The organism is Pseudomonas sp. B3(2017) (assembly GCF_002113595.1).
In the GTDB taxonomy this organism is placed as follows: Bacteria; Pseudomonadota; Gammaproteobacteria; order Pseudomonadales; family Pseudomonadaceae; genus Aquipseudomonas; species Aquipseudomonas ekonensis.
In genome coordinates this window covers 95345-109967 of record NZ_NEIU01000003.1, presented here as the reverse complement: position 1 = coordinate 109967, position 14623 = coordinate 95345, and the positions used below count along the sequence as shown (strand labels likewise).

17 protein-coding genes and 1 tRNA gene are annotated in these 14623 nt (G+C 62.1%); 6 read left to right on the top strand and 12 right to left on the bottom strand.

Going from position 1 to position 14623, the window contains the following annotated elements; all coding sequences use genetic code 11:
• Positions 1–105: 105 nt before the first annotated feature.
• From CAG33_RS05305 to CAG33_RS05295, 3 genes are read left to right on the top strand one after another with little or no spacing between them, the layout of a single operon-like run.
• Entirely contained in the window at positions 106–651 is a 546-nt protein-coding gene (locus tag CAG33_RS05305) for a PAAR domain-containing protein (protein ID WP_085637234.1), read from the top strand.
• A gap of 10 nt (positions 652–661) precedes the next feature.
• Complete coding sequence (locus tag CAG33_RS05300; protein WP_085637231.1) at positions 662–1444, top strand: hypothetical protein; 783 nt, start codon at positions 662–664, stop codon at positions 1442–1444.
• The gene (locus CAG33_RS05295) at positions 1429–1794 is read left to right on the top strand and encodes a hypothetical protein (protein ID WP_085585174.1); all 366 of its coding nucleotides are present in this window, start codon (positions 1429–1431) and stop codon (positions 1792–1794) included. The genes CAG33_RS05300 and CAG33_RS05295 overlap by 16 nt, the downstream gene beginning before the upstream one ends.
• 112 nt (positions 1795–1906) lie before the next feature.
• Here CAG33_RS05295 and CAG33_RS28150 read toward each other — a convergent pair whose 3' ends face one another.
• The 6 genes from CAG33_RS28150 to CAG33_RS05270 all read right to left on the bottom strand — a co-directional run bounded on the left by CAG33_RS28150 (position 1907) and on the right by CAG33_RS05270 (position 6127).
• Complete coding sequence (locus CAG33_RS28150) at positions 1907–2017, bottom strand: Arm DNA-binding domain-containing protein (protein ID WP_139832997.1); 111 nt, start codon at positions 2015–2017, stop codon at positions 1907–1909.
• Between the two features lie 238 nt (positions 2018–2255).
• Positions 2256–2329, bottom strand: a tRNA-Gly gene (locus tag CAG33_RS05290).
• 171 nt (positions 2330–2500) lie between these two features.
• Positions 2501–3385 (bottom strand): alpha/beta fold hydrolase, encoded by an 885-nt coding sequence (locus CAG33_RS05285; RefSeq protein ID WP_085637229.1) that lies wholly within the window; start codon positions 3383–3385, stop codon positions 2501–2503.
• A gap of 308 nt (positions 3386–3693) precedes the next feature.
• On the bottom strand, positions 3694–4386 hold the full coding sequence (locus CAG33_RS05280) for a pseudouridine synthase (protein WP_085637226.1): 693 nt from the start codon (positions 4384–4386) through the stop codon (positions 3694–3696).
• A gap of 33 nt (positions 4387–4419) precedes the next feature.
• Positions 4420–4647: a cysteine-rich CWC family protein gene (locus tag CAG33_RS05275; RefSeq protein WP_085637222.1), complete on the bottom strand. Its 228-nt coding sequence runs from the start codon at positions 4645–4647 to the stop codon at positions 4420–4422.
• Positions 4640–6127: a sensor domain-containing diguanylate cyclase gene (locus CAG33_RS05270; RefSeq protein WP_085637219.1), complete on the bottom strand. Its 1488-nt coding sequence runs from the start codon at positions 6125–6127 to the stop codon at positions 4640–4642. Before CAG33_RS05270 ends, CAG33_RS05275 begins: the two co-directional genes overlap by 8 nt.
• 242 nt (positions 6128–6369) lie before the next feature.
• On the opposite strand from CAG33_RS05270, the gene CAG33_RS05265 reads away from it, so the two are divergent.
• Both CAG33_RS05265 and CAG33_RS05260 read left to right on the top strand, forming a co-directional pair.
• Positions 6370–6603, top strand: a complete 234-nt coding sequence (locus tag CAG33_RS05265; RefSeq protein WP_085637216.1) for a hypothetical protein — start codon at positions 6370–6372, stop codon at positions 6601–6603.
• A gap of 178 nt (positions 6604–6781) precedes the next feature.
• Complete coding sequence (locus CAG33_RS05260; protein ID WP_085633024.1) at positions 6782–7177, top strand: hypothetical protein; 396 nt, start codon at positions 6782–6784, stop codon at positions 7175–7177.
• A 65-nt stretch (positions 7178–7242) separates the two neighbouring features.
• On the opposite strand, the gene CAG33_RS05255 is transcribed toward CAG33_RS05260, so the two are convergent.
• A complete protein-coding gene (locus CAG33_RS05255) occupies positions 7243–8355 on the bottom strand; it encodes an enoyl-CoA hydratase/isomerase family protein (protein WP_085637213.1) in 1113 nt (370 codons plus the stop codon).
• 132 nt (positions 8356–8487) lie between these two features.
• Here CAG33_RS05255 and ung point away from each other — a divergent pair, with 132 nt between their 5' ends.
• Positions 8488–9180: a uracil-DNA glycosylase gene (gene ung / locus CAG33_RS05250; protein ID WP_085633092.1), complete on the top strand. Its 693-nt coding sequence runs from the start codon at positions 8488–8490 to the stop codon at positions 9178–9180.
• A gap of 45 nt (positions 9181–9225) precedes the next feature.
• On the opposite strand, the gene CAG33_RS05245 is transcribed toward ung, so the two are convergent.
• From CAG33_RS05245 to CAG33_RS05225, 5 genes are read right to left on the bottom strand one after another with little or no spacing between them, the layout of a single operon-like run.
• A complete protein-coding gene (locus tag CAG33_RS05245) occupies positions 9226–10260 on the bottom strand; it encodes an AbrB family transcriptional regulator (protein WP_085585154.1) in 1035 nt (344 codons plus the stop codon).
• Positions 10253–11767, bottom strand: coding sequence for a tripartite tricarboxylate transporter permease (locus CAG33_RS05240; protein ID WP_085633026.1), 1515 nt, complete (start codon positions 11765–11767; stop codon positions 10253–10255). Before CAG33_RS05240 ends, CAG33_RS05245 begins: the two co-directional genes overlap by 8 nt.
• 1 nt (position 11768) lies before the next feature.
• Complete coding sequence (locus tag CAG33_RS05235; protein WP_085585149.1) at positions 11769–12227, bottom strand: tripartite tricarboxylate transporter TctB family protein; 459 nt, start codon at positions 12225–12227, stop codon at positions 11769–11771.
• Between the two features lie 59 nt (positions 12228–12286).
• Complete coding sequence (locus CAG33_RS05230) at positions 12287–13264, bottom strand: tripartite tricarboxylate transporter substrate binding protein (RefSeq protein ID WP_085585147.1); 978 nt, start codon at positions 13262–13264, stop codon at positions 12287–12289.
• A gap of 39 nt (positions 13265–13303) precedes the next feature.
• Positions 13304–14596, bottom strand: a complete 1293-nt coding sequence (locus tag CAG33_RS05225; protein WP_085585145.1) for an OprD family porin — start codon at positions 14594–14596, stop codon at positions 13304–13306.
• Positions 14597–14623 lie beyond the last annotated feature (27 nt).

Sequence of the window (14623 nt, the reverse complement as noted above, 5' to 3'; positions counted from 1 at the left end):
AAGCAATTGTTCGTCCATCGCTGAGTCTAGCTGCATAGGTGCAGGCCACCGTCAACGCGAGTCTGGTACAGTCGGCTCCGGAAAGTCTTTGACAGGGAGTCAAGCATGGCTAAGCCAGCGGCACGTATTACTGATCCAACCAGTTGTCCCATGCCTGGGCACGGTTCTAAAGCAATCTCCTCGGGTTCTCCTGATGTGTTCTTCGACGGTCTTGCGGCCGCTCGCAAAGGGGACGCGTGCACCTGTGGTAGTGCGTTAGCCTCAGACGTGTCCAGCACCGTGTTTATCAACGGCCAAAATGCCGCACTGGTCGGCACTGTCGGCACCCATGGCGACGTCGTGACCGGTGGTTCGAGTACGGTCATCATCGGAAGCACCCATACCCCCGCTCCCTTTACTCCACTTACGCCCATGGTCATCCACGGTAACTGGATTGGCTTTAAAATTTCCGCAGAAGAAAGCTACGAAGGATTTGCCTGCACGGCACACTTTGATGATGGGTCGTCCATGCCCGGCGTCTTTGACGCAAACAACTCGGTCAAATTTTCCAACCCCACCGGAAAGACATGCCATACCCTGGCATTTAGCCAACACGAGAATACCTGCACCACCTCAGGTATTGACGGGTTGCTGAACGACATTTTGGGATAAGGATTTTCTCGTGACGGAACCGAACCTGGTAACCGGAAGTTATGTTGTCAAAAGCGAACATACTCTCGACCGTTCTCCCCTAGAAATGGCGGTTGCAGGCATGGAGGGGGCAGCCAGCCGTTTTTCCATCGATGCCATCAAGGACGAGCGCGTCCGTGCTAGTTACGAGGGCAATATTCGACGAATGTCACAACAGATCTTCGCTGAAGTCAGAGCCGGCAAAATCAGCGTTGAGGACGCGACAAAGTTCAGCAACGAGATGCGCAACAAAATCATGTACGAACACCGCAAACTGACGTCTGCACACGGCCTTGCCATCGTGCAAAAAAAGAAGAGTACTGGAAAAACATACAGAGAAATACTGGATGGAAAATCTCAAGCCCAGTTCAACAAAAATTACGAACAACTTTCTAAGGCTCAACAGAAAGAGGTCTTGTACAAAGCTCTAGAGCGGTCTGGTAGTGCCAATGCCAAATTCACTTCTGGCACAAAAATCATGTCCGTCATGGGGAAGGTCGGCATCATCATGACAGCGGTGCTTGCCTCTTACCAAATACTGAACGCAGACGACAAAGCCAAAGAAACGGCCCGTCAGGCCACCATCCTCGGTGGTGGTGCGGCAGGTGGTTTCCTGGCGGGCTTGGGTGTATCCGCTCTTTGTGGACCTGGCGCGCCGGCCTGCGCCATAGCCGTTGTTCTCATTGGTAGCATTGCCGGCGGCATTGCTGGAGGGGTTGCGGCTGATACTTTCGACGCAGAGCTAGAGGAGCTGGCCCATTGGGACATATTCTGACTTCCGCGGAAAAAGCGAACATCCAGATTGCGCTGGCAGAGGCGTTTGTAGATAGTTTTGTCGACTACGCCTCTATCGCAGAACGAATCCGCGGCTATGACCCAGAGGTCGTTGAAGACATCTTGTATTCAGAGGTAGCGCCCGTGTGTTTCAGCAACCTCGAAACGCCTGTCCCACCTGTTTGGACCGGCTTTCAGGATGAATGGTTACTGGATGAAATAGCGAAAGAACTCAAAGCACGAGAAAGCAGTTGGGTAAGACGTAACTTCGACCGGTTAAAGGTTTGTTGGCTACGCTACAGCTACGGTTACATCTGGAAAGAACTGATGAAATTTGATCAATTCCAATAACCCTTCAAGAATATTTACAAGCGCAATTATCGAGCCCCTGAGATGAAGGTTCGAACCCCTCCCTGCGTCGTGAGAAACGGTTTCGCTTGCCGAGCCGTGTATAGCGAAAGTGCTAAAGCTTGGAGCCGCTTGCCGAGACAAACAGATAGAGCCCGTCGCAATCGCTGAGCGTGTAGTTTTTGTCAGTGGATTTGGCTTGGCGGATTTTCAAATCGGTGAGCATGTGCCCAACTCCTCAGATGAGAGTTGGATGCGATGGTCATGCCTCGGGGGTCGCTCCTCCAGCAACAATGCGATACCGGGGCGGCCGCAAAGATGTACCACTTCATGTGCCGGAAAAGGCCGGCTGTCAGTGGATTTCGCTGGATGTCACTGGAATCAAGCTGGGAGGAAAAACCGTATCAGCTCAGTGACTTGCATGCGTTCCGTGGATTTGTATAAACATCCATGGAAAGGTGATGTGGAGCGGGTGAAGGGAATCGAACCCTCGTTATCAGCTTGGGAAGCTGGAGTAATGCCATTATACGACACCCGCTCGGAACGGCTGACTTTGTACCAGACTCGGGCGCGGATTTGAAGTTTTCTTTGCGTTGGATGGCCTGAAAAGCTTGAAGCAGACGTGTGTTCGGTCAGTCGCGGGCAAGCGCTGCGGGTGTGAAGTTGGTAAAGGCTTCAGTGGCGCAGGCTTGCTCGCGGTGACGCTTTTTCAGATGGCCAATGCATGGTAGTCCTGGGCGAACGCGTTGCGCGCGCGGCTGCTGTACTGCGCAGGTTTCAGGAAACCCAGCAATGCCTTGCGGCTGCCTTCGCAGGCGGCCTTGTGTTCCATGTCGAGGAAGTGGCCGGTGGCCTGCAGCGTGCTGAAGGTGCTCAGCTGCACATGGTTGCCGAACAGCTTGGCGTCCACGGCCGAGGTGTACTCGTCCCATTCGCCGTTCATGAACAGCACCGGCACGTCGATTTGCTTGGCGGCGCGCAGGTAGCAGTCGCGGTCGTTGTTCAGCACTTCGTTGATGTGAAAGTGCATCTGCCCGTATTCGTGCTCGGCCAGGCTGCTGACGTGGCGGTAGTTGAAGCGCTTGAACAGCGACGGCAGGTGCTTGCCGATGGTGTTGTTCACCAGATGGCCGACGCGGTCGCGGTCCAGGTTGCCGAGGTGTTCGACGCCGCGTTCGAGGTAGTCGCGCATCGGTTCGTTGATTACCGGGGAGAACGAGCTGATCACGGCCCGTTCGATGCGCCGGGGACGATGCGCCAAGGCCATCATGGTGGCGGCGCCGCCCCAGGAGAACGACAGCACATGCTCGGCGGCGAAGTGGTCGATCAGCTCCAGCAGGATCTGGGCCTCGACTTCCTTGGTCAGCATCCTGTCGTGGCGGTTGTGCGCTTTGGAGCGGCCAGCGTAGGGCTGGTCGTAGCAGACCACGTTGAATTGCGGGTGCAGGTTCTTGACGGTTTGCGCAAACGACGCAGTCGTGGCCATCGAGCCGTTGACCAAGATGATGGTCTTCTCTGCGGCGTCTGCGCGATAGAACTCCGTGTAAACCCGATACTGACCCTGTATATCCAGCACAGCGATTTCTGGCCTCATGTCATAAGACTCCTGGCAAGCGGGTATGCGCGCAAAAGATTGCACGAGCTTTGTGACAGGTAGGCATACGCCTGGAATTTTGCGGGCCCATGTCGATCCGTTACGGCAGGTCGACGGGTGTTGTTATTGGCGGGCGATTTGCCGGGGGAGGCGGAGCCTTGGGCTCTCTGCCGGCAAAAGGTTTCTTAGAAGTATGTTGTGACTCATCGGTCACATTTTGGCCGACGTCCTGATTCAAGCAGGGGGATCAGGATCGCGCAAGTGCCGTCGGTAATTTGTTCGACAACTTCTGCTGAGCGGTCGCAGGCTTAGAACAAATGGATCTCTTCGGTGCGCAAAGCGCGGTACTCGCCCGGTTTTAGCGCATCGTCCAGGTGCAGCGGGCCCATGGATTCGCGGTGCAGGCGCAGCACTTTGTTGTTGAAGTGACCGAACATGCGCTTCACCTGATGGTAGCGGCCCTCGACGATGCTCAACCGCGCCGTTTTCGGACCGATCACGTCCAGCACCGCCGGCTGCGTGGTCAGGTCTTCGAAGGCGAAGTAGATCCCCTGGGCGAATGTGCTCGCATATTCCGGGCCGATTTCCTGTTCGGTCTCCACGTAGTAGACCTTCGGCAGTTTGGTCTGCGGCTGGGTGAGGCGCCGCGACCAGGCGCCGTCGTTGGTGATCAGCATCAGCCCGGTGGTGTTGAAGTCCAGCCGGCCGGCGATGTGCAGGTCGTCCTTGTCCGCTTCCAGGATCAGATCCAGCACGGTCGGGTGCTGCGGATCGCGGGTGGCGCTGACGCACCCAGGCGGCTTGTGCAGCATGAAGTAGCGCGCCGGTTTGCCGGCCTGCAGCACTTCGCCGTCCACCTCGACGCGGCTGAATTCCAGCACGTCGCTGTGCGGGTCGCTGACGACTTTTCCGTCGATGCGCACACGCTTTTCCACCAGCAGCAGGCGAACTTGCTGACGGTTGTAGCGGGGCAGGTTGCTGAGGAAACGGTCGACGCGCATGGTCAGGAATCGGTGGGCACAGGGGCGCGCATCTTACGGGATCGGCGGCCCGGACGCTTGCAGTTGCGCTTCGAACTGCGCGCAACGCGGGCACAGGCAGGCGCGGTCGCGCAGTTCGGGCGGCAGGGCCTGGAGCACCGCCGCATCGATGGTCACGCCGTAGCACCAGCAGGCGCGGTCGGCGGTGCGCGGGTCGGCCAGGGTGCAGTCGTTGCGGGCACCGCAGGCCGGGCAGAGGTCGGGACGAGGAAGGTCAGGCATAGGTCGAGAGGGGCATTTCCATGCAGGTGCGGTTGCGGCCGGTTTGCTTGGCCCGGTACATCGCATGATCGGCCCGGGACAGCAGACTGTGCAAGGTATCGTCCCGTTGCAGGGTGGTGGCGCCGATGCTGACGGTCAGGTTCAGGGCATGGCCGTTGTAGGCATATTCGTGCTGCTCGACATGCCGACGGATTTTCTCGGCAATTTTCTGACCGGTGGCGCCGTCGGTGTCCTTCAGCAAAACGATGAATTCCTCACCGCCCCAGCGGCAAACGATGTCGGAATGGCGCAGGCAACTTTGCAGGTCGCGGGCGAAGCCGATCAGCACCTGGTCGCCGGCCATGTGGCCGTAGGTGTCGTTCAGCGCCTTGAAGTGATCCAGGTCCAGCAGCAGCGCGGTCAGCGGTTTCGGTTCTCGCTGCGCCTCGTGCAGGGCCTGCACGGCAAGCAGGTCGAAGCCGCGCCGGTTCGGCAGTTCGGTGAGGCTGTCGAGGGTGGCCTGGGCGTGGATCTTTTCCTGGAAGCGGCGGATCACCCGGTTGAGCAGGGCCAGCACGATCAGCGTCACCAGCAGGCAGATCAGCAGGTTGAGGTACAGCGACTGGCGGATTTCGCTAAGGGCGCCGTCTTCGCGCTTGTCGACGAACAGGTACCAGTTGAGCTCCGGGATGAACCGCACGTTGAGGAAATGTCCCAGACCGTGGGCGGAATATTCGTAGCTGCCGCTGTGGGGTTTGGGCAACTGGCTGACCAGGTTCTTCATGCTGTCCAGGTCGTTCAGGCTTTTGCCGGCGCGGGCGCCTTCCGGGCCGCCTTCGGCGCCGGTGAGCACCAGCCGGCCGAAGGTGTCGACGAAGTACACACTGCGCTGGTAGCGCTGCTGGTACTTGTCGATCAGCTTGATCACCGCGTCCACCGTCAGCCCCACCCCGGCCGCGCCGATGAAGCGGCCGTGGTAGTCGTAGACCTTGTAGTTGATGAAGAAGGTCATGTTGTCTTTGTTGGCCAGGTCCGGGTCGACGTTTATCTCGTACGGATCCTTCATGTCGCGCACGCGGAAGTACCAGGCATCGCGCGGCTCATCGATTCGCACCTGCTTGAGCACGCCTTTGGCGTGGTAGTAGATGTGGGTGCTGTTGGAGACGAAGAACGCGGTGTAGGCGCCGTAATGGGTCATGACCTCGTCGAGGTAACGGGTCATCTGGTCGGTGTCCTTTTCACCGTTCACCACCCAGTCACGCATGAAGGTGTCGCGGGACATCATCGACGAAATCAGGATCGGTCTGACGAGGTCTTTCTGGATTTCCGAGTAGACGGTGTCGGACGTCAGCGGCAGTTCGGTGTTGACGATGTTGTCGCGGATCGAGGTGCGCGAGGCGTAATAGCTGAGCAGCGAAGTGGCCAGGAAACCGGCGCCGAGCAGGATGACCACGGTCATCACCAGCGAGCGTTGGGAGTACAGCGCGGATCTGAGCGGCATGGGCGATTCCCTTGGCGGTGACCTGATGGCAGGCATTCTAGTGGCACGGCGGGAGAAATAGCTGCCTCTGTGCGAACCGAATCCGATTCGCAGGAAACTTCGTCCGTTTTGGCCTCTCGTGCAGACGTCTGCGCCACTGATCCGAACCTACGGCGGCATCGGCACTTGAGGGGCGCCAACCAGTCAAAAGAGTGTCGGCCGGATTCCTTCGTCGTCGGTCGCAGGTCTTTCAGGAGGCCATCATGTTTCGTCGAATCCTGCTGGGTCTGGTGCTCGGTCTTGGTTTGTCGGGATGCTATTACTACGCCGGCACCTACGATGCCTATTCCGCCCCTTACTACTATCCCGGCTACTACTCGCCTTACTCTTACGGCGGCTACTACGGCCCGCGCTACTACGGCGGCGCCCGCTACTACTATTACGGCGGCCACGGCCCCGGTTATTACCGTGGCGGATACCACCGCTGGCACCGTTAATCACCCCGTGAATCGGGCCGTAGAAGATGAACAACCTTTCATCGGCTACGTGTTTCAAGTTGTTACCGAAGCGCACCAGATTCCGAAAACGCTGTCAGATCATTCGTCAGTCACCGAATAAACGACTGACGCCTGCCAGCGTCGCTGGCGTGGCCCACCCGCGGTCCAGGAGGCCGCCATGTATCGCCGAATTCTTCTGCTTGCCGTGATGCTGTTTTCCATTGGCGGATGCGTCCCATATTCCTACGGAGATGGCTACTACAGTTCGGAGGTCTACACGTCCCAGTCGCCGTCGTACTACACCAGTGGTGGCACTTACTACAGCGGGGGCAGTACCTATTACTCTGCTCCGCGCTACTACCAGCCGGCTCCCCGCTATTACTCGGCGCCGCGCTATTACCAACCGGCCCCGCGCTACTATTCGGCGCCGCGCTACTACGAGAGCCGGCGCTGGCACGACAATGACCGCGGACGCTGGGACGGCCATCGCGGTGGCTGGGATAACCACCGGGGACGGGGCGACCATGACCGTCACGGCGACCGGGGTGACCACAACGGTCGCGGTCGCTGGTAATTCACCGCAGCAAAAAGCGGCGCATTGAGCGCCGCTTTTTTTGTGTCCGCGATTGACCCCGGGCCTCAGTAAGCCGACAGATCCGCCAGCGGGTGCCGCCCCTCCCAGACCTTGTGAAAATGCGCCTCCACCACCGCCTCCGGCACGCGACTGACATCCGGCCAATGCCAGTGCGGCTTCTGATCCTTGTCGATCAGCCGCGCCCGCACCCCTTCGCTGAACTCCGGGTGGCGGCAGCAATTGAGGCTCAAGGTGTATTCCATCTGAAAGACTTCCGCCAATGACAAGTGGCGGGCGCGGACGATCTGTTCCCAGACCAGGTGCGCCGTCAGCGGCGCGCCTTCGCTCAGGGTCTTCGCCGCACGGGCGATCAGCAGGTCGCCGCTGTCGCGTTGCAGGGTGATGGCTTTCCAGGCACAGGCCACATCGCTGACGTCCAGCAGTTCGTCGATCTGCCGGCGCCTCGGCAGCCACTGCGCGTCGGGCATCTGCGCTGCCGCCTCCTGCTGCAGGGCCTTGAGCAGGCTGTTGAGCTGCATGGCGGTCTGTTCCTGCCAGTTGAGCTGCAGCAGGCGCTCGATCAGTTCCGGCTGCTGTTCGTCGAGCAGGAAACGGTCGGCCAGGTCCAGGTCCAGTGCATCGCGGCCGTTCATCTGTGCGCCAGTGAGGCCGAGGAACAGGCCAAGCTTGCCCGGCAACCGCGACAGGAACCAACTGGCGCCGACATCCGGGTACAGGCCGATGCTGATCTCCGGCATGGCCAGGCGGCTGCTCGGCGTGACGATGCGGGTGCTGGCGCCCTGCAGCAGGCCCATGCCGCCGCCGAGCACGTAGCCGTGGCCCCAGCAGATCAGCGGCTTGGGGTAGGTGTGCAGGCTGTAGTCGAGGCGGTATTCGGCGTTGAAGAACTGCGCGGCCAAGGGCGGCACTTCACCGGGGTGGGCGCGGCAGGCCTCCACCAGGCTGCGCACTTCGCCGCCGGCGCAGAACGCCTTGGCGCCGTTGCCGCGCAACAGCACGCAGACGATTTGCGGATCCTTGGCCCAGGCGCTCAGTTTGTCGCTCAGGGCGTGGATCATCGGCAGGGACAGCGCGTTGAGCGACTTTTCGGCATCCAGGGTGGCGATGCCCAGGCGGGCGCCGTCGGTGCCGGTGCGTTCTTCGAAGTGCAGGTTCATCGTGACCTCGATCGGGAAATTGAGCGTTCAGTATGATCGCTGTACGGGAAAGTGCCGGTTCCGTGTCAGATCAATTGACAAGCGTTGTCGGCTTTCCTAGGGTTCGCCCCATTGTTTTTGCCGGGTATGACCATGACTGCTGACGACCGTATCAAACTCGAACCGAGCTGGAAGGAGGCACTGCGTGCCGAGTTCGACCAGCCCTACATGGCGGAGTTGCGCACTTTCCTGCAGCAGGAGCGGGCGGCCGGCAAGGAGATCTATCCGCCGGGGCCGCTGATCTTCAACGCGCTGAACTCGACGCCGCTGGACAAGGTGAAAGTGGTCATCCTCGGCCAGGACCCGTACCACGGCCCGGGCCAGGCCCACGGTCTGTGCTTCTCGGTGCAGCCGGGCGTGCCGGCGCCGCCGTCGCTGGTCAACATCTACAAAGAGCTCAAGCGCGACCTGAACATCGACATCCCCAACCACGGCTACCTGCAGAGCTGGGCCGATCAGGGCGTGCTGATGCTCAACACCACCATGACCGTCGAGCGCGCCAACGCCAATGCGCACAAGGACAAGGGCTGGCAGTTCTTCACCGACCGGATCATCGAGGTAGTCAGCCAGCGGCAGCCGCACCTGGTGTTCATGCTGTGGGGCTCCCACGCCCAGAGCAAACAGAAGCTGATCGACGCGACCAAGCACCTGGTGCTGACCTCGGTGCACCCGTCGCCGCTGTCGGCCTACCGGGGCTTTCTCGGTTGCGGGCACTTCAGCCGTACAAACAAGTTCCTTGAGCAGAACGGCGAGACGCCGATCCGGTGGCAATTGCCGCCGCTCTGAAATGTGTGTGGCGGGAGCAGGCTCCCTCAACACACGAGGTCGGTCTCATTCGGGGCTGCGGTTCCAGTACCGGAACAACGGCTCCGCGAGAAACAGCACGAACAGCAAGCGCATCACCTGCATCGCCGTCACCAGCGGCACCGACAGCTGCAGGGTTTCCGCCGTCAGGCTCATTTCGGCGATGCCGCCGGGCATCATCCCCAGGGTCAGCGAGCGCAGGTCCAGGTGGGTCAGCGCACTCAATCCCAGCGCCGCCAGTGTGGCGATCAGCATGGTCAGCGCCGTGCCGATCAAGGTACGGCCCATGAACGACGGCGCGCGGCGGAAGAACTGCCGGTTGAAGTGACAGCCCAGGCCGCTGCCGATCAGCCACTGGCCGATCTGGCTGCCGCCGTTGGGCAGGCCGATGTGCAGATCCCAGCCGATGCTGACCGCCGCGCTCACCAGCAACGGCCCGAACAGCCATGGGTTGGGCTGGCGCAGGCGCTGCCAGAGCCAGGCGAGCAGGGCGCCCGCCGGAAACAGCAACGCCAGCCAGCGCCAATCGACGCTGCCGGCGTGGGCAATCGGCGTGCCGTCGCCGAGCAGGTACTTGAACGCCGCCGGCACGCACAGCACCACCACCAGCACCCGCAGGCTCTGCCCCGCCGCCACATGGCTGAGCATCGCGCCGTTGCGGGCGCCGAGGTTGACCATCTCGCCCGAGCCGCCGGGCATGCTGGAGAAGAACGCGGTGGCACGGTCCTCGCCGGTGCGCCGCATCAGCCACACGCCGACCACCGCCGACAGGCTGGTGACCAGCGCCCCGAAGAAGATCAGGCCGAAGTGGCTCAGCACCTGTTCCATCACCAGTGGGGTGAAGTGCAGGCCGATGCCGATGCCGACGATCCATTGGCCGCATTTACGGCCGCCGGGGATTTCAGCCAGTTGCCACGGCGTCAGGCAGCGCACGAGGATGATCGCCAGGAGCGAGCCGACCATCCACGGCAGCGGCCAGCCGATCTGGCTGGCGACGTAGCCGCCCAGCAGACCGACCAGCGGTGTTCCCCACCAGCCTTTGAGCGATGTCCGGTCAGACATCGGCGATGGTGCGCTGCGCGGCCGAACGTTTGCGCCAGATGCGCAGAAGCGGCACGGCCAGCATGACGGCGGTCAGCACCCAGACGCCGAAGGTGATCGGGCTCGACCAGAGGATGTCCAGCGCGCCGTTGGAGATCGACAGGGCGCGGCGCAGGTTCTGTTCCATCAGGCCGCCGAGGATGAAGCCCAGCAGCAACGGCGACAGCGGAAAATCCAGCTTGCGCAGGATGTAGCCAAAGATGCCGATGCCGATCATCAGGAACAGGTCGAAGGTGGTGGCGTGCACGGCGTAGACGCCGATCCCGGTGATGATGGCGATCACCGGCACCAGTGCCCAGTTCGGCACGGCGAGGATGCGGGTGAAGACACGGATCATCGGGATGTTGAGGATCACCAGCATCACGTTGGCGATGAACAGCGACGCGATCAGGCCCCAGACGATGTCCGGCTGATCCTGGAACAGCAGCGGGCCTGGCGTAATGTTGTACAGCGACAGGGCGCCGATCATCACCGCGGTGGTGCCCGAGCCCGGAACGCCGAGGGTCAGCATCGGCACCAGCGCACCGCAGGCGGCGCCGCCGATGGCGGTTTCCGGGGCGGCGAGGCCGCGCTTGTCGCCTTGGCCGAACGTGCCGCCGGTGCCGGCGATGCGTTTTTCCGTCATGTAGGCCACGGCGCTGGCCAGGGTCGCCCCGGCACCCGGCAGGACGCCCATGATGAAGCCCAGCACGCCGCAGCGGATGTTCACCACGAACACCGAAGCCGCTTCCTTGAAGTTGAACAGCATGCGGCCGGTGGCTTTCACCGCTTCCTGGCCGTGATGGGTCTTCTCCAGCAACAGCAGGATTTCGCTGATGGAGAACAGGCCCAGCACCAGCACCACGAACTGGATGCCGTCCGTCAGGTGGATGTTGTCGCCGGTGAAGCGGTATACGCCGCTGTTGGCGTCGATGCCGACCGTGGACAGGAACAGGCCGATCAGCGCCGCGATGAAGGTCTTCAACGGCCGGTCGCCGGCCATGCCGCCCAGGCAGACGATCGCGAAAACCATCAGCACGAAGTATTCGGCCGGCCCGAACGCGATCGCCCACTTCGCCAGCAGCGGTGCGAACAGCACCATGCCGCAGGTGGCGATGAATGCGCCGATGAACGAACTCCACGCCGACAGCGACAGCGCCACCCCGGCCAGGCCCTGGCGGGCCATCGGGTAGCCGTCCAGGGTGGTCATCACGGTGGAGGCTTCGCCGGGGATGTTCAGCAGGATCGAGCTGATCCGTCCGCCGTATTCGCAGCCCAGGTACACCGCCGCCAGCAGGATCAGCGCCGACTCCGGCGGCAGGCCGAGGGCGAACGCGATCGGGATGAGCAACGCGACGCCGTTGATCGGGCCGAGGCCCGGCAACAGGCCGACCACGGTGCCGATGAGGGTGCCGCACAGGGCGGTCGCCAGGTTGTAGGGGCTCAGCGCGACGCCGAAGCCCTGACCCAAGTAGCCGAGGGTATCCATATCAGTTCTCCAGTACGTCGAGCAGGCCCAAGGGCAGGGGAACGTCCATCAGACGGTCGAACAACAGGTAAAGACCGATGGCCATCAGGCTGATGATCACGGCGCTGGGCAGCCAGCGCCCGCCGTAGAGCCGGGCCATCGGCACACCGGTGACGATGCTGGCCAGGATGAAGCCCAACGGTTCGAAAGTGCCGGCGAACACCAGCAGCAACAAGGTGCAGAGGCCGATCTTGGTCAGCGTTTCGCGGTCCAGCGGCGGTTCGTCCTCGCTGTGCTTGATCGGCGCGGGGCGGAACAGCATGTACAGCAAGGCTGACCCCATCAGGCCGAGCATCAACAACGGAAACGCCCGAGGGCCCACGGGTTCGTAGGAAAACGCCGCCTGGTACGGCCAGGCCATCAGCGCCAGGCCGGCACAGGCCAGCAACAGCACCGACGCGAAGATGCGTTGAATGAGCATGGAGACACTCCTGTGCCATGACCCCGCCGGGCAGGGCCATGGTCGCTAGACAGAGACGATCACTGGATCAGGCCGAACTCTTTGGCCAGCACTTTGTAGTCCGCGACTTGCTTCTTCACGTAGGTGTCCAGCTCCGGGCCGGTCATGGCGAAGGGGAACAGCTCGCGCTGATCGCGCAGCTTGGCGAACTCGTCGGAGGCCAGCAGCTTGTCGAAGGAGGCTTTCCACCAGGCGTAGTCTTCGTCGCTGACCTTCGGGCCCAGGTAGAAGCCGCGCACCACCGGCCAGACGATGTCGTAGCCTTGCTCGCGGGCGGTCGGGATGTCTTTCATTTCCGGCTCGTCGAGGCGGTTCTCGGCGAACACCGCCAGCAGGCGCATGTCGCCGCTGAGGATGTGCGGCATGGAGTCGGAGATGTCGGTGCTGCCCACCTGGATGTGCCCGCCGAGCAGGGCGGTGGCGATCTCGCCGCCGCCTTCGAGGGCGACGTAGCGCAGGTCGCGCGGGTTGATCCCGGCGGCCTTGGCGATCAGGGCGGTCTGCATCCAGTCCTGGCTGCCGACGGTGCCGCCGGAGCCGATCACCACGGCGCTCGGGTCTTTCTTCAGTGCCTTGACCAGGTCGTCGAGGGTCTTGTAGGGCGAATCGCTTTTCACCGCGATGGCGCCGTAGCTGGTGCCGACCGCCGCCAGCCATCGCACGTTGGTCTCATCGAAACGGCCGAACTTGCCCTGGGCCAGGTTCAGCAGCGAACCGCTCGACCACGCCACCAGCGTGCCCGCATCGGCCGGACGCTGGGCGACCACCGCGTTGTAGGCCACCGCGCCGACGCCGCCGGGCATGTAGGTCACGCGCATCGGTTTGGTCAGCAGCTTTTCGTTCACCAGCGCGCTCTGCGCCAGTTTGCAGGTCAGGTCGAAGCCGCCGCCGGGGGAGGCCGGCGCGATGCATTCCGGGCGTTTGGGCTCGGCCATCAGCTGGCCGGCGAACACCATGAGGCCGGCGGCCAGAGCGACTTTACGCAGTGATAAGTTCATCTATGTCTCCTTGGGAGTTGTTGTTATGGACGTACTGAATTACCAAAGGGCAACGCTGTAGCTCACCAGCAGACGCACTTCATCGGCATCGCGGGCGGAGTAGTTGGAACGGTAGGTGGCATTGCGCAGGCGCACGGCGACGTCCTTGAGGGCGCCGCTTTGTACTACATATTTGATCTCGGTGTTGCGCTCCCACTCCTTGCCTTCGTCGCCGTTCTTGAGCTGGATGTTGTCGCCGCTCAGGTAACGGGTCATGAAGCTCAGGCCGGGGATGCCGAGCCTGGCGAAGTCGAAGTCGTAGCGGGCTTGCCAGGAGCGTTCTTCGGCGCCGGCGAAGTCGTTGATCTGCACGAAGTTGACCAGGTACGGGTCGCTGCCGTCGACATACGGGAAGGCGCTGTCGCCGGACATGTGCTGGTAGCCGGCGGTGAACTTGTGGCCGCTCAGGGCATAGCTGACCAGGCCGTTGAGCGAGCGGTTGTCGATCTTGCCGCCGCGGGCCGCGCCCTGGTCGTCGCTGAGGGCGAACCGCAGGTCGGTGGCGAAGGTGCCGGGGCCCATCGGCTGCGAGGCGACCAGGCCGAGGAAGTGCTGGTTGTAGACTTCGGCGAGCTGGGCGAAGTGGTAGCTGCCGGTGATCTTGTCGGTGAACTTGTAGTCCAGGCCGCCGAAATCGAAGTGCTTGCCGGCGACGGTGCCGGCGAAACGGCTGTTCTTGTTGTTGAGGGCGATGTCCTCGAAATCGGTGCTGTCGCGGTCCTTGGCCTTCTCCAGGCGCCCGCCGGTGAAGGTCAGGTTCTTGATCTCCTTGGAGGTCAGCAGGCCGCCTTCGAAGGTCTGCGGCAGGATGCGTCCGTCGTTGGGCTTGAGGATCGGCAGTTCCGGGATCAGGCTGCCGATCTTCAGTTCGGTGGCGGAGATCTTGACCTTGCCGGTCAGGCCGAGCTTGGAGTACTCGTCCGCCGCGCGTCCGTCATCGTGGGTCGGCAGCAGGCCGGTGCCGGTGCGGTCCGGGCTCGAATCGAGCTTGACACCCAGCATGCCCAGCGCATCGACACCGAACCCCACGGTGCCGTCGGTGTAGCCCGACTGCAGATTGAGCATGAAGCCTTGGGCCCATTCGTCCCGCTTGGATTGCTGGGCGCTGGTGCCGTCGCGGAAGTCTCGGTTGAAGTACATGTTGCGGGTTTCGAAGGTGGCGCTGCTGTCTTCGATGAAGTCGGCATGGCTCAGCGGGGAAAAGCCGGCAAGGGCGGCGGCGCTGGCGAGGGCGGTGCGGCTGAAGCGGGAAGGGCGGACAGGCGCGAAGGCCCGGCTCTGCAAGGACTGCATGGATGCTGTACTCCGTTTATTGTTCTT